Source organism: Rhodococcus sp. FH8, from assembly GCF_019266085.1.
GTDB classification, from domain to species: domain Bacteria; phylum Actinomycetota; class Actinomycetes; order Mycobacteriales; family Mycobacteriaceae; genus Rhodococcus_F; species Rhodococcus_F qingshengii.
Window position 1 is genome coordinate 90,107 of record NZ_LPNQ01000084.1, and the last position, 24,738, is coordinate 114,844.

The window sequence follows — 24,738 nt, forward strand, 5'->3', positions numbered from 1 at the left end:
ATGCTGACTGCCGCTGCACTGACTGCCGCACTGCTCTCCGGGGGGACTGCACAGGCCGATCCCGCATATCCGGCACCGGACCCGGACCCGTTCTACTCGCAAGCAGCTGTCGAGGGGACCGCCGGCACGCCGATCTCCGTGCGCCGGGCCCCTGACCTGATGACCTTTCCCGGCGTCGCGATCTGGCAGGTCAGTTACAGGTCCACGAACTCAGAGAACAAGCCTATTGCCGCGGTCAGCACGATCCTGGTCCCGCCGAATCAAGCACAAGACGGCCCGTTGCTCTCGTATCAGCACATCGTCAATGCACTCGGTACGGGATGTGCGCCATCTCGCGCGCTTTACGCATCGGATCCCAACATCGTCATCCGTGAAGCGCCCATCCTCAACGTCGCGCTGCAACGTGGATGGACCATTGCCCTTCCCGACCATCTCGGACCCAACAGTGCGTACGGCGCCGCGCGCCTGGGCGGACAGATCACGCTCGACGGTATCCGCGCCGTTCAGAAAGTCCCCGAATTGCGTAGTGGCGCCAGCCCTGTAGGTATTGCCGGCTACTCCGGCGGCGGCATGGCCACCGCGTGGGCGGCCGCACTGGCCCCGAGCTACGCACCCGAGGTCAACCTTGTCGGTGTAGCCGAGGGCGGCGTCCCGATGAATCTGTCCAAGATGGCAAACGGCCTCGGACAGGATCCGCACCCGGCATTCGGCCTCGCCTTCGCCGCAGCAATGGGCCTCGAACGCGAGTATCCCGACCTACTGCCGCTGAGCAACCAACTCAACGACCTCGGACGGTCGATGCGGGCCGAACTCACCAACGCGTGCACCAACGACATCCTCAGGGTCGGTGCCGGGCGCAGTGCCTCTCAGGTGTCGACGTCGACATCCTTGCTGTCCAGCCCTGAAGTGCGAAAAGTGATGGACGACAACAGCGTCGAACTCTATCCGGGTGTGCCGACTGCCCCGGTGTTCGAATGGCACACACCCGACGACGTTCTGATCCCCATCGATTCGGTGGTCAACACGATTTCGCGGTACTGCGCCGCCGGAGCCACGATTCAATCCCAACTGTTCCCCAGCCCGGACCACCTCACCACTGCGGTCCTCGGTCTGCCCACCGCATTCGAGTACCTACAGGACCGATTCGACGGAGTGCCGGCCCCGCGTTCGTGCTGAATGTCTCCGCAGTGATGTATCGAGCAGGCGCGGCACATGGCCAACTCGGTGTGCCCGTGGCATCGTTGATCGTATGAGCGACACGGATGACACCGGCGCGGCCGGCAATGGCGATTACAGTCTCGATCCCGACGACCAGCTTCAACCTGAAGACACTCTGATCGATCGAGGCGTCGACGACATTCTCGACGAGGGAATCTCACCACCGGAACGCCCACTGGGACTTGATGCCCACGGGTTGACCGGCAGCGAGGAATCAGCGGGGGAGACCCTCGACGAGCGCCTGGCCGAAGAAGAACCCGATCCGTACGCGTCGCTCGGAGATCCTTTGAAGGATCCCGCCGATGCCGACGAATTCGAACGGGAAGAAGAATTCCCGAACGGTGACGAAGTGGGTAACCGTCGCGTCGGGCGTCTCGTTGCCGAAGACGAGGGCAGATACGAGGACGAGGAAAGTGAACTCATTGCCGGAGACGTCGGAATCGACGGCGGCGCAGCGTCGGCAGAGGAAGCCGCGATGCATCTGATCGACGATTCAGAGGACTGAACGACCGCCTGACTGTTGTGGCTGTTGTAGCTGTTGATCGGTGAGAACGATGGAGTGGACGTGATTTCCACCCATTCTCTTGCTTTCGTACATCGCCGAATCGGCGAGGCGATGTAGATCGTGAACGCCACTTTCTGCTGCGTGTACGTCCGGCCAGGCGCCGTTGTGGATGGCTATGCCGATGCTGGTCGTCGAGATTGGTTCGCCTGTAGGGGAGTTCATGATGGGCGCGATCCGGGCCAGTAGATCGCCGACGTACGGCAACGGCATCATCTGAACGACGACGAACTCGTCACCGCCGATGCGCGCTATCGCCGCGTCCGATCTGGCCCAGTCGTGTAGTCGATAGGCCGTGCGCAGTATGACTCGGTCGCCGACGTCGTGACCGTAGGTGTCGTTGAAGTGTTTGAAATTGTCGATGTCGATCACCACGACCAGCAAGGACTGGTCGAGGCTGGATTTCGCTTGCAGTAGTTCGGAAGTCCGCCGTGCGAGTCCGCGCCGATTCAGCAGGTCCGTCAACGGATCGAGTTCTGAGCTTTGAGCGTCGTTGCTCAGAAGCGCCAGAGCAATCTGCGTGACCACCGGTATGACAGTGATGACAGGAATGGCAAAGGCAATGCGCCCCAGGACGTCTGGAAGGCCAGAAGGTACATCGGTGAACACGCCGATGCTGGCGACAACGATGACCGCCCCGGAAAACAGCAGGTGCCACAGCTGAGTTCGAAGATTGTGAAAGAAGGCTATGTACGAGCCGACGAGCCCGAAGACGAGACATCCGAGTAATCTCTGATCCGGATTCGCCTCGGCCAGCACGATCACCGCAACAGCGAAGTCCCCGGCAACGACGAAGAAATACGACCTTTCACGGGTGGTCGCTATGACAGGCAGGGCAATTCCGCCGATCATCACAAGCACTGCGACGACGACGTCCAACGGAAATCCGATGGTCTGTACCGAATGAGTGCCCAGTCGCTTCAGCAGAATCGTGATACCCAGGAGGAAAACCAATACGCCGATGCCTATCCGAGTCGGCATCAGAATTCCGTTGTCGCGCAAGAATCGCGTGAATCGGTCAAACTGGTCTGGCACTGCGAGCCAGCGATGCACGACCTTGGGTGTGTCGCTCATCGCGGCCACTGACCATGAGAAGCGGCCGGTCGAATACAACACATGCGGCGATAGTAGTCCGTGGCGATGACAATGAAACTGAACTCGCCTCCAGCCTGTCGACCATAATACGTCACAGTGACGAATTGAGATGGGGTAGCCGGTAGTCGGTGAGACGTGTTTATCGGCATCAATCCACATCAGAGCACTTATTGGTCATTCCTGACGTCCAGGTCGCGCGGCGTCGCCGCAGTCGCCGGCGAGGCCAGGCGGTGATCGGTAGCAATTCAGCCGGCGATCGCGGAGTCGCAATGGTCGAGTCGTGCAAGCCTGTCGCAGATCTCGGACGGAAACGCAGGAAAGCCGGCAAATGTACCGGCAGACAGACATGGGTGGGCGGAAACAAAGAAGGTTGCACGAACCAGGCGTGAACCGGATATCGCCAGGTCGAGAATTTGCCGATAATCTACATTATGTCAAGTAAAGTATGTTCGAACGTCCCCCCGTCAGCTTGTCCGCTAGCTTTACCCACATGGATTCCGTTGCACTCGTCCTCGGTTCACCACGTGGCCGTCGCTTCTGTGCGAACGTCGGTTACGCATGCCGCGCCGGCGCACGCACATCCGGTGGACACTGGCCTCAATCGCCGGAACATGCGCTCCAAGTTCTCGGCGCTGTTGATATCCGGGCAATCGGCGAGATGTCAGAACTCGAGATTCTGCACTGTCTTGCGTATGCCGTAGATTTTGCACGCTACTGGGAGCCGCCGGACGAAGAAGATCTGATCTTCGTCCGCCCTGAGGTGATCGCGGCATTGCGCCCGATCGCCCAAACCCTTCTCGACTCGTCACACACCGCCTGGTGGGCCGAGCCTGCTGACCTTCTGAACCAGAATCTGGTTGAAAAGCGAAACCCCATTTACGGCTGGTCGGACCTACCCTTGCGGATTTACCGCACAGAAGACGGCCTCGAACAGTGGCGTGCTGAGGCACTCGACAACGAACGTCAGTTTCTGGAATACCAGATCGAAGATCCGGACCGTCACATCGGAGGCGAATGGTGGTCTATCCCGTTTGCCAACGGCACAACCGAAACAACCAGGGCCCGCGACGGTATCGGGGCCCTCGGGGTGATTCTCGAAGAAGACAGCTCCTCGAACGAGGCGCGGGTGCAGCCGGTAAGGATCTACGGCGCGCCCCGGATCTACGAGATCACCGGTCCGCAGGACTGGGCGAATCTGGTCGATACCTATCCCCTGCCTGTGCCCGCTTCACGTCGCTCCGTGTGGTACGACACGACCGGTGAATACCGTGACTGGTTCATTCCGGACTGGGTTTCGGTCGCTGCAGATTACGACGCCGTGCACCTGACCATGATGGCTTATCTGACCACGCCAGGCATCGCGATCCCGTTGTCGGCCAACTCGGGGGCCACCGTGCTCGCCGGGTGGAATCCGGACGCCACCTTCTGGCTACGTAGCAACAACATCACCGTTGACGACGACCCGACGGGCTGACGTTCGGCTACACCGAGTTGAGCAGGTGCGGCCGCACTGCCAGCCACCGCGCGGTGTCCTCGATCCCCTGTTCCAGGGTGAATGTCGGAACCCACCCGAGTAGTCGCAACGCACGATCGTTCGATGCGTATGCGCCGGCAGTGTCACCGGTGCGTCGGCCGGCAGCGACCACGTCGATATCTTCGCCGAGCACGTTCTCGAATGTGTGTACCAGCTCCCACACGGTCGTCCCCCGCCCGCTGCCCAGATTGACCACAGTCATGCGTGATGATTCAGCGGTGACCCGGTCGAACCTTTCCAGTGCTCGAACATGAGCGTCTGCAAGGTCCCAGACATGAACGTAATCACGCACTCCGGATCCGTCGCGCGTCGGCCAATCCGTTCCCGTAACCCTGAAAGGCGTTCCTGTCGAATATGATTCGAACAGCTTTCCGAGTGCGTGGGTCGGGCGTGCCGATGGTGTACCACTTCGCAGATCCGGATCTGCCCCGACGGGGTTGAAGTAGCGTAGAGATATCGCCGATAGTTCAGTGGCCGCCGCAATGTCGTCGAGCATCGTTTCGAACTGAGCCTTGCTGTGCGCATAGGGACTCTGCGGTGCGATCCCCCAACGTTCGTCGACACACCCACCGTCGCTCGGCGCATACACCGCCGCAGAGGAACTGAACAAGAAGCGCTCACACCCGTTCCGAAGGACACTCGATACCAGCGTCAGCGACTTGGATACGTTGTTCTCGTAGTACCGCGCCGGGTTACTCACGGAATCTCCGACCACGATCAAGGCCGCACAGTGAACTGTCGCATCGATATCGGAATGATCTGCGAATACTTTGTCGAGCAGTTTCTCGTCCGCGATGTCGCCGCAGTAGAACGGGAATCTGTGCGCAAATTCGGCGCGGCCGGTCAGCAGGTTGTCGAGAATCACGACATCGATCCCGGCGTCGACGCACTTCGACGCGACGGTGCTTCCGATGAATCCCGCTCCGCCCGTGATCAGTACTTTCACGCCGCTCCCCCGGCATCTTCGACGGCAGTCCTCGCACGACGGACGAAGTGGGACACGCGTGAGCGCACCAAGTCCCATCCACGTAGGTCGCGCCCGTCCCGGATGGAAAGCCGATCACGGTCGAGAAAGAGCGGCACCATGACCAGATCGCGGTAGAGCGAGTGCAGGCGTGGGCGATCCGCCAACCACAGCGTCCATCGCCACCACCAACGCGCCGGGAAGGTCGTCATTCCGGTACTGACGCCGAAGATCGATTCCACCGCCGCCCAGTGGACGTTCACCGCCCGACGGACATCGCGTGGCAACTGGCGTCTGGAGAGCGTCACAGCGAGTTCCGGTTCGGAAGTGAGCAGGTACCCCACGTCGAAGACACTGTTCAACGACAAATCGGCTCGAATCAAGGCCCGATCGGCAAGCCGCGCGTGAGCGATGACGTGCAGCGTCACGTCGGCCATCGCAAGGCGGGATCCTTCCGCCTCCGAGCTGATTCCTCGGACCGCGGCCTCCCGGGTCAGCGCGTGACGGGCGAACCTCGGAAGTAAGTGCGAATGGATTTCGACGGAGCCATGACGGTCGTCGCGAAGGAGTGCCGGTTCCTGGTGATCGTCGTGATCGATGGAGTCGGAGTCCACTTCGTCGGGGCGGACCATTCGGTAGCCGAAATCGAGGATCGCGTCGTTGGCCGGAACGGCATGTGCAGGGTCGACGACCAAAAGGTCGATGTCCGTCATCCGTCGAGCTGCCGGGTTCGGCCAGATTCTTCGCTCGAGAAGGGCGGCACCCTTCAGTGCAACCGTCGGAAATCCGTTGCTGTGTAACAGCTCTTGCAGTTCCACTCGTTGCGCGTCGAGGTCCGAGATCCTTATGGTGTTTCGGTGATGGACAAGGCTCAGCGTCAATTCCGGACTCGATGCGGTGGCCGAGGATTCCGACAGCATTTCCGCGAAGCTCGCAGGTAGGACCGATGCGAAGCCGGCCTCGACCGCTCGGGAGGCGAGCAGCGGCAATACCTTGTGCCTTACAGCGGCGTCGATGACTCTGGGCCAATCCTGCTGCGAACACAAGCGGATGACGTCGGCCCCACACTCGGGTTTCAACATGGAAATCAGGTACCGGGTGTCACGCATGACGCCACCAGTTCCTCCACCGTGTCGGCGCCGGTATCGCCGTGATGTCGAATCAGTCTGTAGCACGGGGCATTCGAGAGTAGAGCAGCGATGTTTCTCAGGGTCACTCCGTGATTGTCGGACCACAGTGCGGATTGCCCGGCCAGCGACTGTATCGCTTGGGATACGGGCATCGGAGCGAGTCGAGTCGGCGCCTCGTCCCATCCATCGAGGATCAGCACCAGATCGATTCCGCGAACCGCCGAGCTGACGTTTCGTTCAGCAGGCAAGGTCGACGGGTCCAACGCCCACACCGGCGGGGCGTACGGAAGATACAGCGAATCGTGCGCTTTGATCTCCGGGAGGACGTCGAACGTACCGGCTTTGAGGTGAACCCGCCGCGGTAAGCCCACAGCTTCGGTACCACGAATGAAGACGCCTTCGTCAGCACACAGTTGTGCACCCCGCAGGGCAAGGGCGAGCGCCAAGGTGGTCTTGCCCGCCCCTGAATGCCCGGCGATCGCCACTCTCACACCGTTGCAGTCGACCAGAGCGGCGTGCAGGCGTGTCCACTGTCGGGCGTGCGCGGCCGTCATGACATCCCGGTGCACCGTGCGGTACACGCTCTCCGCGAGCTGGAGACCGTCCAGACCGATCAGCGTTTCATGGCTGCCGCCGATGGTCGATTCGATGGTGACGTCCCAGCGACCGAATGTCGCTCGATTCCGCTGAATCCGAACTTCGACGTTGTTGTCCGCAGGCCACGGGCTGGCAATCCGATGCTCGACGACACCGACCTCGGGTATGCGGAAACCGCGCACAATCGCGTCAACCCAAAGGTAGTGCGCCCGGAATTGTGGTACGTGGTTGCCTGTCACGGAATTCTCACACCAGCAGACGAGAGGTGCTCAGCTGTCCGTACGTCTCGTTGACTACCGACTTCGCCTCGTCGTCAGGGATCTCGAGCACTTCTGCCACGGCCTGGACAATTTCGCTGACGGTCCGGCCGTCACACAGTTCCCACACCAACGTCGCGACCGGGTTGAGGTGATGGGCAACCTCGCTGGAATTGTCGTACAGCACAACACCGTCGGTGAGATCGTTGCTCTCCACCGTCTGAGAGCGTTGCGGTCTCACACCTTCGAGTAGTTTCGGTCAAGATATCTCCTTGATTCAGCGAATCCGATTTCGTTTTGGTGGTGGTCTCACAGTGCGAAGCGTCGTGAGTATTCGGATTCGATTGCGCCCGAACGAATCAGGCTGCGTGTGGAGGCGATGCCGGGCGACAGCGTCAGGCACGTGAGCGCTCCCCCGGCACTCGCATCCACCAGGTAGTCGCCCAGAGTTCGGTAGTGACCCGCCCATTGTCCGAATGCTTCGGGATCTGACTCCGGATCCGCAATCTCGTCGAGAATTCGCTCGAAGGCGCGCGAATGTACGAGAACGGCGTGGACTCCACGGTTCTCAGGACTGGTGCGCAAGAGTGCCGAACCGTCGAGCAGAGCTCCGTCCCTCGATTTCGGGTCGTGTCCGAGGTGGACGACATCCCAATCGCCGTGATCCAACTCTTCGCGGGCATGGCCAAGGAGCGATGCGGCGGCATCCAGCAAACTGACGTCGTCAGCAGCGATGAGGACCGAATCCCAGCCCTTCTCAGTCGCCCGAGCGAGCGCACGACGCCACGAGACGGTGAAGGCCGCGTCCTGATTCATCGCGTCCTCGAAAGCCGACACTCTTTCCACCGCTGTTACGCGCGGTAAGCGAATGAATCTATGCCAGGACGCTTTCCATCTGTCGATGTCGAGATCGAGATTCACGACGGCAACACCGAGGTCCGACTGAGAATCCTCGACAACGGGGTTGGGTTCTCGCCCTACTCGGACAGGCGACAGTGGGCGATCGAGCACAACGTCGACTGCGCCTCGCTCGAGCAGATAAGCCGCCAGTGAGAAGTCGGACGGCACGGGTCCGTTGATCCTTCGTGAGAGTTCGTCTCGCAAAGTTCCGTATGTCGCCGCGCGAACAATCAGTGCAGCTCCGACCAGATCTTCGCCGTGTGCCTGGATGACAGCCGTATCGGCTTCGGCGGGGAGGTCGTCGACGATGTTCCGTAGCTTGTACATAACCGCGGGTTCGATCACGCGAATCTCGTCCAGAAAAACTACCGATTTCCACGCCAACAGAATGGCCTTGTCGAGTCCGGCGACGAACGCAGACGCAGTCCTCCACCCATCCGGACCGTCGTCCTCCGCCGGAATGGCACGGTGAACGGTCAGTTCGATCGACTCGGCCTCCGCCAGGCATGAACGCCACGGAGCGACTCGGCCGTCGTCGCCGAGAACGATCACTCCACCAAAGGCCAACTCGGGTCTCTGGACGCTCAGCTCCGCACGGAGACGGATCTCGGGATACGAATCACCGAGGTATTCGGAGAACTGACGATGGAGTGAATCGATGTCCCAACCGACCTCAGTCCAACCGAGCAGGTAATTGTGAACACGATCTTCCCAGTTTATTCGATAGGGGACGCCTGCCGGGCGCTCGAACCGATGGTGCCAACCGAAAGCCGGAAGGCAGACGACCTTGCCGCCGTTGATCCGGAACTTCTCGTGGATGTATCCCTCTTCACCTCCGAATCCGGTGAAGTGTGAGTTCAATCCCGGCCACGCCTCACGCCTGCAGGCAAATGAGCCGAGGCCCTGCATGACGATCTCGAAAGGCACGTCCGGGTGCTGCTTCGCGCGCGAATCAACTCCCCACGAGCCGAACATCCCGTTGCGCCACTTGGGGTCCATGTGGGTGGCCGCGATGTGCGAGGAATCCTGGGAGAGCATCGGCCCCTGGATCAAATCGTCGGTTTCCGGATTTGCATCGAAATACGCCAGCAACGCCGACAACGATCCCGGTGCCAAGATCACGTGAGAGTCGAGGACCAGGACGTACTTTCCTGTTGCCTTGCGGAACAGGACGTCCCGCACCGCAGTCGATCGAACGTCGGTGAACGGGATGTAGCGGAACCGATCGATGTAACCGGCAAACGATTCGAGCATCGGCGCCGGCAACCCCTCGGGGTTGTTGTCCAACAAGACGAATTCGACTCTGTCCAGAACCTCGCGATGATGGACCAAGATCGAGTGGATCGTGAAGTACGCGCCGTCGAAATCGTCGTAGGTCGCGATCGCGACAGTCAGATCGGCCGGTTCTCCGTGTGGCGGAGTCTCCTTCACCTGAACCGACCCCGCGCTCTGAAACTTCTTCAGAGCGCGGTGTAGCGCGACGTCGAACTCTGTCATCGTCGGTGTGCTCCCTCGGAACCAGTCGCGTCGTGTCGGCTACGTAGGTTCCGTGGGATTCGTCGGCTGGGTCGGAGGGGTCGGGAAGGTCGGCTCGGTGCGAGTGGTCGGCACTGTCGGTACGGTTGGCACAGTCGGGACGGTCGGCTCCGTCGGCGCTGTCGGCCCGGTGGGCTTGGCGGTCGTCGTTCCACCCGAACCTGACGAGCTACCGGTTGATCCGGAACCTGTGGAACTTCCGGACGGTCCCGAACTGCCGGAACTACCCGAACTTCCTGACGATCCCGAACTTCCCGATGATCCGGGATTGCCCGTTTCCGCCCGGCTGGTTCCCTCCCGGAGTATGGCCACCGGGCTGATTCCCGCCTGGTTGTTCGCCGCCTGGTTGATTCGGGTTCTGCTGGCCACGACTTGGCGCTCCGGAGAGATTCGGCGTGTCTCCGGCTGCGAAGGCCGGCGCCGCACCACCGAGGCTGATCGACGTCACGACGGGCACAGTTACCGCCGAGGCCGCTAGAACTGTCTTGACGAACTTGCGTCGATCAACCGGAACATTCTGAAAAGCGTCGTCGCCCATAGTGTTTCTCCCATGCGTCCGAGACGAGGTCGTCCTCACTCGATGTCGGGCAAAACGCTAGCATCCTTCCGGCAACTTTACAGACTGAACCCGCCGAAATTTGGTTCTTATGCGAAGTTGAGACTGGACTGGGCCGGCAATTCGGACGGGAGTACGACAATTCCCTCCAGCACAGGGAGCACGTTTGTCCTGTTCCATCACCGTCAGCCGGCCGGCATCTCCCACGGCGCCACCGGAAGAGTGCTTCCGGTTTCGAGGTAGGACTTCAGGTTCGACAACACCGCCGACCATCCACCGGCCACCTCCATGCGAGCCGATTCGTCCGCCAAATCGGTGTGCTTGACGGTCAGTCGCACGATCGCACCGAAGGCTTCGATGTCGAAACTCACCCGAGAGATGTCGACGCCCGGTTCGCCGTTCGGATCAGCCCAGGTGGTGACCAACCTCGACGGAGGGTTGCTCTCGACTACGGTGCCGACTACATCGGCAATGTTCGAACCGTCGATCCGGCGGTGCTCCCAGGTCGATCCCGGCTGCCAGTCGGAGACGTTGCTGTGTCCCCAATACTCTGCGGTGGCCTGTGCGTCGGTGAGCGCTTTCCAGACGTTGTCCGCCGTGCTCGCAATGTAGGTGACGTACACAAAACTGGGCTTGTCGGTCATGGCTTCCTCCGCAATTCTTTTGACGGTACTGAGCGCACGAAGGCGCGGTACCTCGAACTTGTTGATCCACCGCTCTCGAATCTCCTCGAGCGCAACGGGATTGAGATAGTGAAGCTTTGCCCTCCCCTGTCGGACCGTGCTGATCAGATTGGCGTCCTCGAGCATGGTGAGGTGTTGAGTGACAGCTTGCCGACTCATGTCGAGGCTGTCGCACAGCTCGCCGAGCGACTGACCGTTGGCTACGAACAAGCGGTCCAGGAGAAGCCTTCGTGTGGGATCGGCCAGTGCTTTGAAGGCTGCATTCATCCGGTCGTTCACAACTTCACAATATGCAAGCATTTACTTGCATGTCAACGGTTGGGCGTGCCGGGTTTCGAAAGTTGGGACAGATGAGGTGTGATGTCTCTAGGCAGATGTGATCTGAATCCCGGATTGCACCGTAAGAGAGGTTGGGCACATGGACTGGGCAGCAATTGGAGTGGGTGTCGGGTATGCCTCGGTGGCCCTGTCGATCCTGGTTTTCGTCGGCGGGTGCATCGCACTGTTCATCTTGTCCGTCCGCCAGTAGCTGACACCTCGACAAAGTGGTGATCACCCCGGGGTCCGGCCAAGCCGATCACCTCGGGAGTGATCACCCTCGAGGCCGCTTGATCGATTCGGACACACCGGCGCGCGTCGGACTGCTCGCAGAGAAGCTCGGCCGCGGTGGGACTACCGTAGGACTGTCGCCTAGAACTCGAGGAGTACGGAATGAGCATCCAGTCGGTTGAACCGCACCGCCACCGCGTAGTGGTGATCGGTTCCGGCTTCGGAGGATTGTTCGGCACTCAGGCTCTCAAAAAAGCCGATGCCGACATCACGATGATCGCGCGTACAACCCACCATCTGTTTCAGCCGCTCCTCTATCAGGTTGCGACCGGCATCCTCTCGGTCGGTGACATCGCTCCCGCCACGAGACTGGTGCTGCGCAAGCAGAAGAACGCACAGGTACTGCTCGGTGAGGTCGAGACCATTGATCTCGAGAATCAGACCGTGACCTCGCGCCTGCTCGAACGCGTCACTGTTACGCCGTTCGACAGTCTGATCGTGGCAGCCGGTGCCGGTCAGTCGTACTTCGGCAACGACCAGTTCGCGGAGTTCGCCCCCGGAATGAAAACGATCGACGACGCCCTCGAACTGCGCGGACGAATCCTTGGGGCCTTCGAACAGGCCGAACTGTCGGACGATCCCGCCGAGCGTGCGCGCTTGCTCACCTTCGTCGTTGTCGGCGCCGGCCCCACCGGCGTGGAGTTGGCCGGGCAGATCGCCGAGCTTTCCCGTCGAACGCTGGACGGCGCGTTCCGCAAGATCGATCCTCGTGAAGCGCGCGTCGTGCTCCTCGACGGCGCCCCTGCCGTGTTGCCCGTGTACGGCGGGAAGCTCAGCCGCAAGGCTGCCGAGACGCTCGAGAAGCTCGGCGTCGAGATCCAGCTCGACGCGATGGTCACCGACGTGGACAACGACGGTCTGATCATCAAGGAGAAGGACGGCACGCTTCGCCGTATCGAGTCGCAGTGCAAGGTGTGGTCCGCCGGCGTGCAGGCCAGCCCCCTCGGCAAGCAGCTCGCAGAACAGAGCGGCGGAGAAACCGACCGCGCCGGCCGCGTCATGGTCAATCCCGACTTGTCTCTGCCCGGGCACCCCAACGTCTTTGTCATCGGCGACATGATGTCGCTCGACAAGCTGCCCGGATTGGCTCAGGTTGCCATGCAGGGTGGCAAGTACGCGGCCAAGCAGATCAAAGCGTCACTGGACGGCAAGTCACCGTCGGAACGAGTTCCGTTCAAGTACTTCGACAAGGGCAGTATGGCAACGATCTCGCGCTTCAGCGCGGTAGCCAAGGTGGGCAAGCTCGAGATCAGCGGCTTCATCGGGTGGGTTGCCTGGCTGGCAATTCACCTCCTCTACCTCGTCGGATTCCGTTCCCGTGCCTCGACGCTGTTGTCGTGGGCGGTGACGTTCTTCGGGCGTGGCCGTGCTCAGATGGCGTCCACCGAGCAGCAGGTCTTCGCGCGAAACGCGATGGGCGAATTGGAGAAGAAAAACAAGGAAGCGACGGAGTCCGGCAGCGCTTCGAATGGCGAAGCCAAGAAGGCTGCCGGCAAGCAGCAGAAGGCCGCCGGCTGATCAACACCTGAGTGACCGGCGGAGGGCGGCTGTGGAGTTCAACTCCGCAGCCGCCCTCCGTCATTCGATCGACTGCCGCGTGGTCAGTTTCCGATCTTCGCCACCTCGGTGATGTTCGCGAGGCGAACCTGTCCCTTGGAAACGAGTCGGTCGTTCTCGTCGGTGATGCGAACTTCCCAGAGTTGCTGGGTGCGTCCGCGATGAATCGGGGTGGCTTCAGCGGTGAGAGTGCCCTCCCGCGTTGCGCGCAGGAAGTCGGTGTTGTTGTTGACTCCGACCACGTGTCCTCGCTCGCCCAGCCACACGGTGCCACCGACGCTGGCGAGAGACTCCACCACCGAGCAGTACACACCCCCGTGCTGTATCCCGGCGGGCTGGTGCAGCGTGGGCTTGACGGTCCATTGCGCCCGCACGCGATCTGGGCTCAGTTCGGTGTATTCCAGGCCGATGGTGGCGTCGAAGCCCGTTCCGAGCCGTTTCATCATCTCTGCGGTCTCAGCAGTGTCGACCATGCCATCTCCATCTGTGATTCTCTGGCGCCGGTGTGGCTGCCACTCCCTACCTGATTACACGAGAGGTAACTCGAGCTTGGAATCAGGTCTGGAAAAAGAACCGGCGGGTTTCACATCATTCGATGTGAAACCCGCCGTGGGAAGGACCGGGAGTCTCTGCAGCCCTCAGGACTCCGGCGCGGTCCGGCAGTTTCGTCACTCTCGCGGGGTGTATCTCTCCGCGTGGTGTTCCACAATCATAGGCAAGGCTGACCTAATTTAGCAAGCCCTTCGTCGAACTGGTTCCAACGAGGACGCAGCGAGACCTTCCGGCGTGCACGCACGGGCAGCCCTGCGGCGACAAAGGCGTCCAGCAGCCCCTGCCCACGGCGCTGAGCGGCTGATTCGCCCCCGCCGGCCAAGATGGGGACATATGCCGCTGCGCCCAGGATCGACTCCCCTACCAAGCCCCAGAATCTGAACTGGTCGACGGGCGCACACCTGGAGACGGCGTCGTAGATCGCCCGTAGCGAGGTCAGGCAACGGTGCGCAGTCCAGACGAGAAGCGCTTCTTCGCATGGCATGTCGACGACGCCGTCACTGCCGGACTCCCGTCCGTTCGGCGCAACGCGCAGAGTCTCGTCGATCACTCCGGCCCAGTCGATACCGCCGTCGCTGTCCATGTGGATGAACAGGTTCTCGAGGCCTGGATCCCAGGCGGCACCTTCGGAGACGATCGATGCGGCAACCCTGCCGACCACAGCGTGAATCAGTGATGTTGCGACCTGTATCGCCGCAGCTTCGGCACTGTCGAGATCCTGGAGCGAGCGGGCGAACATCTGATGCACCCGATCCCCACACAAGCCTTCACTCAACTGCCACCAACGCCGTTTGCCTTCACCTGACATGGCGGCAACCGCGTAGACGCGCGGGTAGTCAGGGTTGAGTGCTCGTAGGCGAACGCTGGTGCGGCTCAATGCGTTCGACCGGAGTTCGAATTCACGAACATCCGCATGCTGGGTGGTCAAGGTGATTGTCACCGTGCACTCCAATCGGCCGAAGTTGTCTTGTGGTTCTTAATGTAGGTTAGCCTCACCATAATTCAAGAGTAAAGAACTGTGACGCTGGGCACCGCATATTTACAGGAACTTGCCCCGCGGGGAGCACACCCACATAGGGTTCCGTAACCTAAGATGCGAATTCCCTGCGCACAAAGACCAGGAGCTCGAACCGCCAGTGACGATGATCAAACCGCTCGGGAACGGACATCCCCGAGGACCCAGCGAGACGTACGGACGGCGCATAGTGCCGCGCGGCCCGGCTCCTGTCCGAATGCGTGTTCTAGCTGGGATTTTCGACGCGGGGGTGTTCCTGCTTCCGTTGCTCGTCGGCTGGTACGTCGTTCAGTCGCTCCGAGACGAGAACGGTGGCGGCGAAGCCGACCGCGCAGTATTCGGTGGGACGGCAATAGCCATTGCCGTTGGTCTCCTCGTGTGGAACCTGGGATTCCGCGAAGGTGCCACAGGCCGGACCTCGGGAAAGGGATGGGTAGGTCTGGTCACGCGTGACGCGAAGACAAAGCAGCCCATCGGTGTTCGCCGGGCTCTGCGCAGGCCGTTCGATCGAACCGGTATCGAGGTGGTCCGTGAAAGCACGGCGCGCGAAGAAGGGTTCGAGGAACTCGCGCGCGACAACAGCGTCGGGGCAACTCGTCGACGCCGGCTGATCGGTCTCGCGGTGCTCACGGTTCTTCTCGCGCTCGTCATGCTCGCGAGCATCGCGGTGGGCGCACGTCCGCTGACGTTTGCCGAGATCTTCCACGCCATCTTCAGTTCGGACGGCACCCAGACGGACATCATCGTGCGAACGTTGCGCGCTCCGCGGACCATCCTGGGTCTTGTCGTCGGCATCGCACTCGGTATCGCCGGCGCCCTGATTCAGGGACACACGCGTAACCCGTTGGCAGATGCCGGACTACTCGGCCTCAACGCCGGCGCGGCTTTCTTCGTAGTCATGGCGATCTATCTCTTCGGCTTCACCGCACCGAGTCAGTACCTCTGGTTCGCGTTTGCAGGATCGTTCGTCGCCAGCATCGTCGTCTTCGGCTTGTCCTCCATCGGAAATGGCGGCGCAAGTCCTCTGAGTCTGGCTCTGGCGGGCGCGGCCGTCGCGTTCTTCCTGCAAGCCATGACCAACGCCGTGATAATCCTCGACCAGACGAGCCTGGACGCCTACCGTTTCTGGGTAGTCGGGTCGGTGTCCGGTCGCGGGTTCGACGTTCTCTGGCAGGTCCTCCCCTTCCTGATACTCGGGTTGGTCATCGCCCTGGCGAGTACGCCTGGTCTCAATGTCCTCAGCCTTGGTGAAGACGTCGCAAAAGCGTTGGGAACGAACATCGCGTTCAGTCGCACCCTCGGCATCATCGCGATCACCCTGCTGACCGGCGCCGCGACCGCAGCGTGTGGACCTATCGCGTTCATCGGATTGGTGGTCCCCCACGTGGCCCGGGCCATCACCGGACCCGACTATCGCTGGCTGGTCCCGTACGCGGGCTTGCTCGGTGCGGTCATGTTGATCACCGCGGACATCATCGGTCGCGTAGTCGTGCGCCCCGGCGAGTTGCAGGTCGGAATCATCCTGGCCCTCTTCGGCGCCCCGTTCTTCATCGCTCTCGTACGCCGCAGGAAGTTGGCAAGTCTGTGACGCTCAAGCAAGAACTCCGGGTACTCCCCCGGACCGTCCCCTCACGTAAGTCGATTCGTATCGGTGGATTCTCGCTGGTCTACCGTCCACTCGCGGTGTCGGTGTGCATTGCGCTCGCGGTCGCACTCTTCCTTCTGCTCTGCATCAACATCGGACGCGGCGACTATCCGATCTCGATCCCCGATGTCATTTCCGTCCTGCTCGGTAATGGAAGCAAGACACAGAACCTGATCGTCTTCGATCTCCGACTTCCTCGATCGCTCACCGCACTCTTCATCGGCATGGCACTCGGTATTGCCGGTGCGGTCACCCAGACGATCGCTCGCAACGCCCTCGCCAGCCCCGACATCCTCGGAATCACGGCCGGATCGAGTGCTGCCGCGGTTGCTCTCATCGTGCTCGGTGGTGGCGGGTCGTTCGTGGGACTGCTTGCCACACTGGGGATTCCGTTGGCTGCACTCTGCGGCGGCCTACTGACAGCAGTGGTGATCTACGCCTTGGCGTGGCGCAAGGGCGTCGAGGGGTTCCGCCTCATCCTGATCGGTATCGGCATCAACGCCATGCTGGTGGCAGCGACGGGATGGCTCCTCATCTCGGCGGACATCAACGATGCTTCCCGCGCACAGGTGTGGCTCAACGGTTCGCTCAACGGTGCCACCTGGAATCAGATGTGGCCGGTAGCCATCGCTGTCGCGGTAGTCGGCGGCTACGCGGTGATCGCTTCGTTCACCATGGGAGCGCTGCGGTTGGGCGACGACAACGCCACCTCTCTCGGTGTTCGCTTGCAATCATCGCAGGCCAAACTGTTGCTCTCCGCCGTGGCGCTGGCCGCCATCGCAACCGCGGCAGCAGGTCCGGTCGGCTTTGTCGCCCTGGCTGCGCCACAGGTCGCTATGCGTCTGGTGCGCTCTGCCGGCCCGCCCATCGTGGCGTCCGCGCTGACCGGTGCTGTACTGGTGGTCGGCAGCGACGTCATCGCTCGAACAATTCTGCCTGTGGAACTCCCCGTCGGAATCGTGACTTCCGCACTTGGTGGTCCGTTCCTGCTCTACCTGTTGGTTCGTAACAATCGGAAGGTCACAGCATGACCACCATCGCCCAGCCCACCGATACTCCTTCGCGTCTCGTCGCCAAGAACCTGACGCTCGGGTACGGGGACCGCATCATCGTCGACGGACTCGATCTCGAGATCCCTACCGGCGTGATCACTACGGTCATCGGCCCCAACGGTTGCGGCAAGTCGACGCTCCTGCGTGCGCTCGGTCGTCTGCTCAAGCCCAAGGGCGGATCGGTTGTCCTGGACGGCAAGGCGATCAGTTCGATGAAGACCAAGGAAGTCGCACGGGTGCTCGGAATGCTCCCCCAGACTCCAGTTGCGCCCGAAGGACTCACCGTCGCCGATCTGGTCTCACGTGGGCGCCACCCGCACCAGTCGTGGATCAGGCAGTGGTCCGCGGACGACGAGGGCGAGGTCGCCGAAGCGCTGGAGCTGACCGGTGTCTCGGATCTCGCCGATCGACCCGTCGATCAATTGTCCGGCGGTCAGCGCCAGCGAGCCTGGATCTCGATGGCTCTCGCCCAGGGAACCGACATTCTGCTTCTCGACGAACCGACTACCTATCTGGACCTCGCGCACTCGATGGAAGTCCTCGACCTGGTGGATCAACTCCACGAGGAAATGGGGCGCACCGTGGTGATGGTTCTGCACGACCTCAATCTCGCGGTCAGATACAGCGATCATCTGATCGTGATGCGCGACGGCGCCGTCGTCGCTTCTGGTGTCCCCAAGGACATCATTTCCGCGGAACTTCTGCTCGACGTATTCGGTCTCGAAGCTGCGGTCATCGACGATCCCGTCTCGGATCGGCCGCTGATCGTTCCGATCGGAACCCGGCACGTGTTCGGCGCCGTCGGCGGGCCGGCAAAGCCTGCGTGACGATCGCGAATCAGCGACCCAGAATCGTCCGAACAAGTTTGAATCCCTGACCGATCGTCACGGTCGGCAGGTACGCCCGTCCGACCGCGTTCCCGATGCTCGGCAACGCGGCTGGATCGGCGAAGGTCATGTGCATCGGCACGTACCGAGGCTGGAACTTCGATTTGAAGGCCAACAGCGAACGAAATCCGTACACCGGTTCCAGGGTGCGACCGAGCAGGTCGAGCACGCTGTCCATCATCGCCGAGAAAGTCGTGGCCTCCGGTTCGTTCGCATTCCTCTCGGAATCACCGGCGATTGTTGCCAACGGTGCACCGGACAGACTGAGGAACTCGACGTCCTCCTCCTCCTCCAATTTCAGTGCAGCGGAGGCGATGAGGAACTCCATCGCGGGACGGAATCCTTCGGAGCGTCGCCTCATGAAGTCGAGTGTCCACCCGACGACTTTGCCGTCGCGGTACACCGGTAGCCACGACGTGACACCGTGCACGGTGCGATCCTCGTCGACGGCGATCAGGCACCGCACTTGTTCGTCGTCGATCTCGTCGAGTCCGCCGAGGGTGAATCCCATCTCGGGCATCCCCTTGTCCGCCACCCATTCCTCCGAGATCGCAACTATCTGATCCTTGATCGCGAGAGGTGCATGAGGGAAGGAAATCCACTCGGCCGTGATCCCGGACTTCTTCGCCCGGTTCAGTGCTGTTCGCACATCCTGGAACCGCTTTCCTGTGAACGCGACCTGTCCGAGGTCGAGCACGGTTTCCTCGGCGACCTGCAGGCCGCTCCAGCCCATGGAATCAGTGATGCTTCGGGCGTCGTCGGTCACTGAATAGAAGCAGGGAATCCAACCGTTCGACGAAGCGAACTCGGCAAACTCCTCGATCGCCGTGCGCATGCGATCTGGAGGACCGACCGGATCACCGGTTGTGAGAGCAACACCGGCGATGACGCGATACGCGACGTAACTCGAACCGTCCGCGCTGAACCAGTATGTGTTTCCCTTCCACGTCGTCATCCAGGACAACGGGCTGCCGGTACCGGCGATCAACATGGATCGTGCTCGTTCGGCGGCTTTGGGATCGGCGGTCTTGACCGGCTTGAGGAAACTCACGAACACCAACACGGCGGCGACGCCCCAGAACACGACGCCGGTCCACTCGAAGAGCAACGTCGACTCGATGTCCACGGGAAGCAGACGCGGATCGATCAACTGCAGGTACACGGGCGGTACAAGGCGCTGAGGGAAGTCCGCGAGCAACATCGTTACGGTGGGCTCGCGATCGAACCCGTGCCTGGCGAGCATTCCGCCGCCGACGTAGATCACGGCGAGGACCGCGAGCAAGGTCACGATCGCAGCACCGAGACGTCGGTATGTCTTGGCCGGGGCCGCGACGTCGAAGTATCGACGTGTCGCGATCAGCAGGATCAGTACGAAGAGCGGTGTCAGGAACGGCACCAGAGTTCGGTACACGTTCGGATCGCTGATTCCGTAGAACAAGCTGTCACTGTCGACGGCGTCGACGAACCTGATGACGAAGTTCCCGATCGAGAGGACGAGTAGGACGACCTGAGCACACACTGTCGCAATCCAGGCGAATCTGCGGCCACGACGGAGCCCGTCACTCAACACGAGAACGAAGATCGACGGCATCAGCGAGAGCAGAGTCGGGCCGATACCGGAGAGTCTGAGCTCGAGGAGTCCTCGTCGGCAGTCCGGATCCGACGACGACTCCTCGCACAGTTCTCGAACCTCGGCGACAGTCCAGGGAACTCCGCGGAAGAGGTCACGGAGGACCGCGAGTGGGCCGACCGCCTGCGGGGACAGCGCGGCGATCATCGGGCCGATCGCACTCGCCGCGACGACGATGGCGACCAGGACGCGACCCTCTCGCTGTGTCCCGGCGATGCGCTCACCGCGCGCCGATCGTCCGACGATCCACTGTCCGATCACCAAACCCACCACAGCGGCAAAGAATCGGATGACGTCTTGCAGCTGACCACTGAACAAGGCCAAAGTGATCGTCAACGCCAAAGTTCCGACGCGAATGCGACGGCGCCACAGGGTGCCCATGTTCGAGCTGGCGGCCATCGCAGCGCCGACGATCCATGCACTGGCTCCGACCGCGGAGCCCACGTGGAGGCGGAATCCCCAACTGGAATCGAACACCTTCGCAAACGACGCCCAGCCGAGCCCGAGCAGGACTCCCAAGATTTGAGTGCTTGCGCCGGCGATCGCAAGCTTGATCGTTCCCATTCGGCGTTCGAGGGGTGCGGCGACTGCGATCAGGAGCACGGTCGCGCCGAGGTACCCGAGCAGGTTTCCTGCCCACAGCACGGACGTGAGCGGAGTCCAGATGCGGCCGTGCTGGATCGAGCCCATTCCGGCACCGATCGTGTGCTCGAGATCGCGGGACGGTCCGTGAACGAGGCTGCCGGTTGCGGCACCCACGATCCACATGGTGAGAAGTAGAACGACCGTCAACGGTGCGTCGCGAATGCCGAAACGGATGATGCCGGCAGCTTTCTGCGTGACTACCCGCGCCCGTGATGTCGATTCTTCGGTGCCCGGCGAACTGTCGATCGTCATCTACGTGCGGCTACTTTCTGCGGATCGACTGTTGGCTTGCAATTATCGGGCATCGTCATTGTCGGGACTTTCGTCGTCTCACACCACCGTAACCGTCACGCCGATCACTATGGCCAATACCACACCCCCACCGAGGTGGTTACTACTACCAGTAGTACGTATTTCGTCGTGGAAGTCCGTAGAATCGAAGAATGGCAGGTCTAGGTGAACTCGAACGCGCGGTGATGGATCATTTGTGGTCCACATCGGAACCGCAAACTGTGCGACAGGTGCATGAAGCACTCGCGACGCATCGCGAATTGGCGTACACGACGGTAATGACCGTTCTGCAGCGCCTGGCGAAGAAGCATCTGGTGATTCAGCAGCGTGACGATCGCGCACATCGCTATCTTCCCGTCAATAAGCGCGAAGAACTGGTCGCGAGTCTGATGGTCGACGCGCTGGCCCAGGCTCCGGAGTCCGGCGGTCGCGCTGCGGCGCTCGTCCACTTCGTGGGACAGGTCAATGCTGACGAAGCCGATGCTCTCCGCGAGGCGCTCGCTGCCCTCGAGGTGCGCGAGTCCGCGAAAAAGGCTGCGCAGCCCGGAATTTCTAGGCCGAACTGATTTCGTCGTGCATGATGTGTAGGACATGAACGCCACTACTGCACTGGTTTTCGGACTGCTTGCCTTGTTGCTGGCCGGTCCGGTTCCCGCACTCCTGAGCCGCTCCACGTGGCCTTACCGCGCTCCACGCGCGGCGTTGGTTCTGTGGCAAGCCGTCGCAATTGCTGCGGTGCTGTCGGCATTCAGCTCGGGCCTGGCCATTGCCAGCCAGCTGCTCGTTCCCGGCACTGACGGTAGGCCGACGACGGCCCCGACCGCCGAAATCGATGCACTCGGGCTCCCGCTGTGGATTCTGTACGTGGTTGTTTTTGCCCTGACGCTTCTGATCGGCGCGAAGCTGATCTTCTCGATCATCCAGGTCGCTGTGAGAACCCGACGTCGCCGTGCACGTCACCGCGTGTTGGTGGACCTTCTCGACGACTGCGCCATGCCCGCGTCGGTGGAACGCACACCCGATCTGCGGGTACTGGACGTCGACGAACCGATCGCATACTGCCTGCCAGGTCTGCGTCAACGCGTGGTTCTCAGTCAAGGCACTCTGCAGAACCTCGATCATGCCGAGGTCAAAGCCATCCTGACGCACGAGCGTTCCCACCTGCGAGCTCGTCACGATCTGGTCCTCGAGGCTTTCACTGCCGTCAACCACGCGTTCCCCCGTTTCGTTCGTAGCAAGTCGGCCCTGGGATCGGTGCAGCTACTGGTGGAGTTGCTCGCCGACGATTCAGCCGTGCGGGCTACCGGTCCCACTCCCCTCGCGCGGGCGCTTGTCGCGTGTGCCGGATCGACGGCACCCCGCGGGGCAATGGCAGCGGGCGGGCCGTCGACGCTCATCCGGGTGCAGCGCCTCTCGGCCGACGACGCAGATCCCCGCATCGCAGTTTTTGCGTATCTCGGGGCGGTCGCGATTCTCGTTGTTCCCACGGTTGCGGTTGCTGTGCCCTGGCTCACCGAACTTCGACTGCTTTTCAACGCATACTGAGTCTTGACCTGCGTAACCCCGTGTAGTAGTGCAGGTCACAGGCGGGGCTACCTGACTTCGGTGTCCCCGGTGGCGTAGAGTGGATCACGGCCACCATCGTGGTCCGTCAACATATAACGGCACACAGCCCAATTCCCCGCAGTATGCGTTCGGATTGCCAGGTGACATGTGCCCTGGCTCGTCCCTTTGCGAACTGTGTCGTGTATTTCAGCATGGCTTCTTCCGCTCCGCGACGTGCCCGTAGTCCGGAGAGGTTTCCGCGTGACCAACGCTGTCCAAATGTCGTCTTCCGAGAACATCGAAGACCCCACCGTCAACACCCCCGCTGCCGAAGAAGCAGTCGCCACCGAGCCGGGTATCACCTTCGCCGAGATCGGCCTGCCCGAGCAGCTTGTTGCCGCATTGGCGCGCAACTCCATCACCGTCCCGTCCCCCATCCAGGCGCAGTCCATCCCGGACGCGCTCGCCGGTACCAACGTTCTCGGCCGCGCACAGACCGGATCGGGCAAGACCCTCGCCTTCGGCCTGCCGATGCTGACCCGCCTCTCACGCCACGAAGATCGCCCGGCCGCCAAGCGTCCCCGCGCACTCGTGCTCGTCCCCACCCGTGAGCTTGCTTTCCAGGTGGTCGACTCCCTCAACTCCTACGCCGGAGCACTCGGACTCACGGTTCGCCCCGCTGTCGGTGGAACGCCGTTCGCCAAGCAGGTCGATCAGCTTCGCCGCGGCGTAGACGTCCTCGTCGCAACGCCGGGTCGTCTCGGCGACCACCTGCGTCAGGGCACCTGCATCCTCGACTCGGTGGAAATCACCGCACTCGACGAAGCCGATCAGATGGCGGACATGGGCTTCCTGCCCGAGGTTCGCTCGATCCTCGGTGAGACCCCCGCAGACGGACAGCGTCTGCTGTTCTCGGCAACCCTCGACCGTGAGGTCCAGTCGCTGGTTCGTCAGTTCCTGGCCAACCACGTCACCCACTCCACCGAAGACGGCCGCGCAAGCGTCGACACGATGGAGCACTACGTCCTCCTCGTCGATCGTGGACAGAAGGATTCAGTCCTCGCCGAGATCGGTGCCCGCGACGGACGCACCATCATGTTCGCCCGCACCAAGCTCGGTTGCGAGGGAATCACCGACCGCCTCCGCGCAGTCGGCATCGCTGCCGAGTCGCTTCACGGCGGCAAGGCACAGAACCAGCGCACCCGCGTCCTCGAGCGTTTCAAGAACGGCCGCACCCCGGTCCTCGTCGCAACGGACGTCGCAGCACGCGGCATCCACGTCGACGGCATCGACCTCGTCGTTCACGTCGATCCCCCGGCCGACCACAAGGACTACCTGCACCGCGCTGGTCGTACCGCTCGCGCCGGCGAGAAGGGCACCGTTGTCGCCATCGTGCTGCCGAACCAGAAGCGTCAGTTCAAGCGTCTGACCGGTATGGCCGGCGTCAATGCCGCAGCCGTTGCCGTCACCCCGGGTTCTGCTGAACTTGCTCGCATCACCGGCGCCAAGAAGCCGACCGGAGAACCGTTGCGCGAGAGCTCTTCTCGTGGCGAGCGTTCCTTCGGTGATCGTGGTGGAAGCCGTGGCGGATACCAGGGCAACCGCTCGTCCGGTGGATACCAAGGCAACCGTTCTTCGGGTGGCTACCAGGGCAACCGCGACGGCGAGAGCCGCGGCGGATACCAGGGTGATCGCTCCAGTGGTGGTTACCAGGGCAACCGCGACAGCCGCCCCTCGACCGGATACCAAGGAAACCGCTCTTCGGGTGGCTACCAGGGAAGCCGCGACGGCGAGAGCCGCGGCGGCGAGAGCCGCGGCGGATACCAGGGCAACCGCTCTTCCGGTGGATACCAGGGTGATCGCTCCAGCGGTGGTTACCAGGGCAACCGTGACAGCCGTCCGTCCTACGGAGACCGCGACAGCCGCCCCTCGACCGGCTACCAAGGAAACCGCTCTTCGGGTGGTGGATACCAGGGCAACCGTGACGGCGAGAGCCGCGGCGGATACCAGGGCAACCGCTCTTCCGGTGGTGGATACCAGGGCAACCGTGACAACAACCGCTCGTACGGCGATCGCGACAGCCGCCCCTCGACCGGCTACCAGGGCAACCGCTCCTCCGGTGGATACCAGGGAAACCGCGAAGGCGGCGACAACCGTGCAGCCTCGACCAGCGGTGGCGGCTTCCGCAGCCGTACCGACCGTCGTAGCTATGACGGATTCGACGGCCCGAAGCGCGATCAGCGGTAATACCTGCGCTGAGCTGCGGCTCGACAACTGA

21 protein-coding genes are annotated in these 24,738 nt (G+C 62.0%); 11 read left to right on the forward strand and 10 right to left on the reverse strand.

Going from position 1 to position 24,738, the window contains the following annotated elements:
• Together ATN38_RS30930 and ATN38_RS30935 are read left to right on the forward strand one after the other, a co-directional pair.
• Positions 1-1,176, forward strand: coding sequence for a lipase family protein (locus tag ATN38_RS30930; protein ID WP_218749373.1), 1,176 nt, complete (start codon positions 1-3; stop codon positions 1,174-1,176).
• A gap of 73 nt (positions 1,177-1,249) precedes the next feature.
• The gene (locus ATN38_RS30935; RefSeq protein WP_003945009.1) at positions 1,250-1,723 is read left to right on the forward strand and encodes a DUF5709 domain-containing protein; all 474 of its coding nucleotides are present in this window, start codon (positions 1,250-1,252) and stop codon (positions 1,721-1,723) included.
• Here ATN38_RS30935 and ATN38_RS30940 read toward each other — a convergent pair.
• Positions 1,712-3,034: a diguanylate cyclase gene (locus ATN38_RS30940; RefSeq protein ID WP_256932251.1), complete on the reverse strand. Its 1,323-nt coding sequence runs from the start codon at positions 3,032-3,034 to the stop codon at positions 1,712-1,714. The two genes, ATN38_RS30935 and ATN38_RS30940, sit on opposite strands and share 12 nt — an antisense overlap.
• A gap of 331 nt (positions 3,035-3,365) precedes the next feature.
• Here ATN38_RS30940 and ATN38_RS30945 point away from each other — a divergent pair, with 331 nt between their 5' ends.
• A complete protein-coding gene (locus ATN38_RS30945) occupies positions 3,366-4,349 on the forward strand; it encodes a hypothetical protein (protein ID WP_218749326.1) in 984 nt (327 codons plus the stop codon).
• Positions 4,350-4,356: 7 nt separating this feature from the next.
• Here the strand turns inward: ATN38_RS30945 and galE are convergent, their stop codons facing one another.
• The 5 genes from galE to ATN38_RS30970 all read right to left on the reverse strand — a co-directional run bounded on the left by galE (position 4,357) and on the right by ATN38_RS30970 (position 9,754).
• Positions 4,357-5,355, reverse strand: a complete 999-nt coding sequence (galE, locus tag ATN38_RS30950) for a UDP-glucose 4-epimerase GalE (RefSeq protein ID WP_007732078.1) — start codon at positions 5,353-5,355, stop codon at positions 4,357-4,359.
• Positions 5,352-6,482 carry a nucleotidyltransferase family protein gene (locus ATN38_RS30955; protein WP_218749327.1) on the reverse strand — a complete coding sequence of 377 codons (1,131 nt, stop codon included), beginning with the start codon at positions 6,480-6,482 and terminating at the stop codon, positions 5,352-5,354. Before ATN38_RS30955 ends, galE begins: the two co-directional genes overlap by 4 nt.
• Positions 6,461-7,339, reverse strand: a complete 879-nt coding sequence (locus ATN38_RS30960) for a hypothetical protein (protein ID WP_256932252.1) — start codon at positions 7,337-7,339, stop codon at positions 6,461-6,463. Before ATN38_RS30960 ends, ATN38_RS30955 begins: the two co-directional genes overlap by 22 nt.
• Before the next feature lie 7 nt (positions 7,340-7,346).
• Positions 7,347-7,574, reverse strand: coding sequence for a PqqD family protein (locus ATN38_RS30965; protein WP_218749328.1), 228 nt, complete (start codon positions 7,572-7,574; stop codon positions 7,347-7,349).
• Between the two features lie 92 nt (positions 7,575-7,666).
• Positions 7,667-9,754, reverse strand: a complete 2,088-nt coding sequence (locus tag ATN38_RS30970) for a glycosyltransferase (RefSeq protein WP_218749329.1) — start codon at positions 9,752-9,754, stop codon at positions 7,667-7,669.
• A 7-nt stretch (positions 9,755-9,761) separates the two neighbouring features.
• Between ATN38_RS30970 and ATN38_RS33030 the strand changes: the two genes are divergently transcribed.
• A complete protein-coding gene (locus tag ATN38_RS33030; RefSeq protein WP_256932253.1) occupies positions 9,762-10,271 on the forward strand; it encodes a hypothetical protein in 510 nt (169 codons plus the stop codon).
• A gap of 263 nt (positions 10,272-10,534) precedes the next feature.
• Here ATN38_RS33030 and ATN38_RS30980 read toward each other — a convergent pair whose 3' ends face one another.
• The gene (locus ATN38_RS30980; RefSeq protein ID WP_081604857.1) at positions 10,535-11,332 is read right to left on the reverse strand and encodes a metalloregulator ArsR/SmtB family transcription factor; all 798 of its coding nucleotides are present in this window, start codon (positions 11,330-11,332) and stop codon (positions 10,535-10,537) included.
• A 411-nt stretch (positions 11,333-11,743) separates the two neighbouring features.
• On the opposite strand from ATN38_RS30980, the gene ATN38_RS30985 reads away from it, so the two are divergent.
• Positions 11,744-13,159 carry an NAD(P)/FAD-dependent oxidoreductase gene (locus ATN38_RS30985; RefSeq protein ID WP_003944885.1) on the forward strand — a complete coding sequence of 472 codons (1,416 nt, stop codon included), beginning with the start codon at positions 11,744-11,746 and terminating at the stop codon, positions 13,157-13,159.
• A gap of 83 nt (positions 13,160-13,242) precedes the next feature.
• Here the strand turns inward: ATN38_RS30985 and ATN38_RS30990 are convergent, their stop codons facing one another.
• Both ATN38_RS30990 and ATN38_RS30995 read right to left on the reverse strand, forming a co-directional pair.
• Entirely contained in the window at positions 13,243-13,671 is a 429-nt protein-coding gene (locus ATN38_RS30990) for a PaaI family thioesterase (RefSeq protein ID WP_003945020.1), read from the reverse strand.
• Between the two features lie 236 nt (positions 13,672-13,907).
• Entirely contained in the window at positions 13,908-14,690 is a 783-nt protein-coding gene (locus ATN38_RS30995) for a hypothetical protein (protein WP_003944809.1), read from the reverse strand.
• A gap of 202 nt (positions 14,691-14,892) precedes the next feature.
• Between ATN38_RS30995 and ATN38_RS31000 the strand changes: the two genes are divergently transcribed.
• From ATN38_RS31000 to ATN38_RS31010, 3 genes are read left to right on the forward strand one after another with little or no spacing between them, the layout of a single operon-like run.
• Positions 14,893-16,353: an iron ABC transporter permease gene (locus ATN38_RS31000; RefSeq protein ID WP_073512408.1), complete on the forward strand. Its 1,461-nt coding sequence runs from the start codon at positions 14,893-14,895 to the stop codon at positions 16,351-16,353.
• A complete protein-coding gene (locus ATN38_RS31005; protein WP_003944960.1) occupies positions 16,350-17,441 on the forward strand; it encodes an iron chelate uptake ABC transporter family permease subunit in 1,092 nt (363 codons plus the stop codon). Before ATN38_RS31000 ends, ATN38_RS31005 begins: the two co-directional genes overlap by 4 nt.
• The gene (locus ATN38_RS31010) at positions 17,438-18,289 is read left to right on the forward strand and encodes an ABC transporter ATP-binding protein (protein ID WP_218749330.1); all 852 of its coding nucleotides are present in this window, start codon (positions 17,438-17,440) and stop codon (positions 18,287-18,289) included. Before ATN38_RS31005 ends, ATN38_RS31010 begins: the two co-directional genes overlap by 4 nt.
• Positions 18,290-18,299: 10 nt before the next feature.
• Here ATN38_RS31010 and ATN38_RS31015 read toward each other — a convergent pair whose 3' ends face one another.
• Positions 18,300-20,876: a bifunctional lysylphosphatidylglycerol flippase/synthetase MprF gene (locus ATN38_RS31015; RefSeq protein WP_030536378.1), complete on the reverse strand. Its 2,577-nt coding sequence runs from the start codon at positions 20,874-20,876 to the stop codon at positions 18,300-18,302.
• Between the two features lie 191 nt (positions 20,877-21,067).
• On the opposite strand from ATN38_RS31015, the gene ATN38_RS31020 reads away from it, so the two are divergent.
• From ATN38_RS31020 to ATN38_RS31030, 3 genes are all read left to right on the forward strand, one after another.
• Positions 21,068-21,481: a BlaI/MecI/CopY family transcriptional regulator gene (locus ATN38_RS31020; RefSeq protein WP_003944876.1), complete on the forward strand. Its 414-nt coding sequence runs from the start codon at positions 21,068-21,070 to the stop codon at positions 21,479-21,481.
• 25 nt (positions 21,482-21,506) lie between these two features.
• A complete protein-coding gene (locus tag ATN38_RS31025; protein WP_007730909.1) occupies positions 21,507-22,460 on the forward strand; it encodes a M56 family metallopeptidase in 954 nt (317 codons plus the stop codon).
• Positions 22,461-22,721: 261 nt separating this feature from the next.
• A complete protein-coding gene (locus ATN38_RS31030; RefSeq protein ID WP_218749331.1) occupies positions 22,722-24,707 on the forward strand; it encodes a DEAD/DEAH box helicase in 1,986 nt (661 codons plus the stop codon).
• The last annotated feature ends 31 nt before the right edge of the window (positions 24,708-24,738 follow it).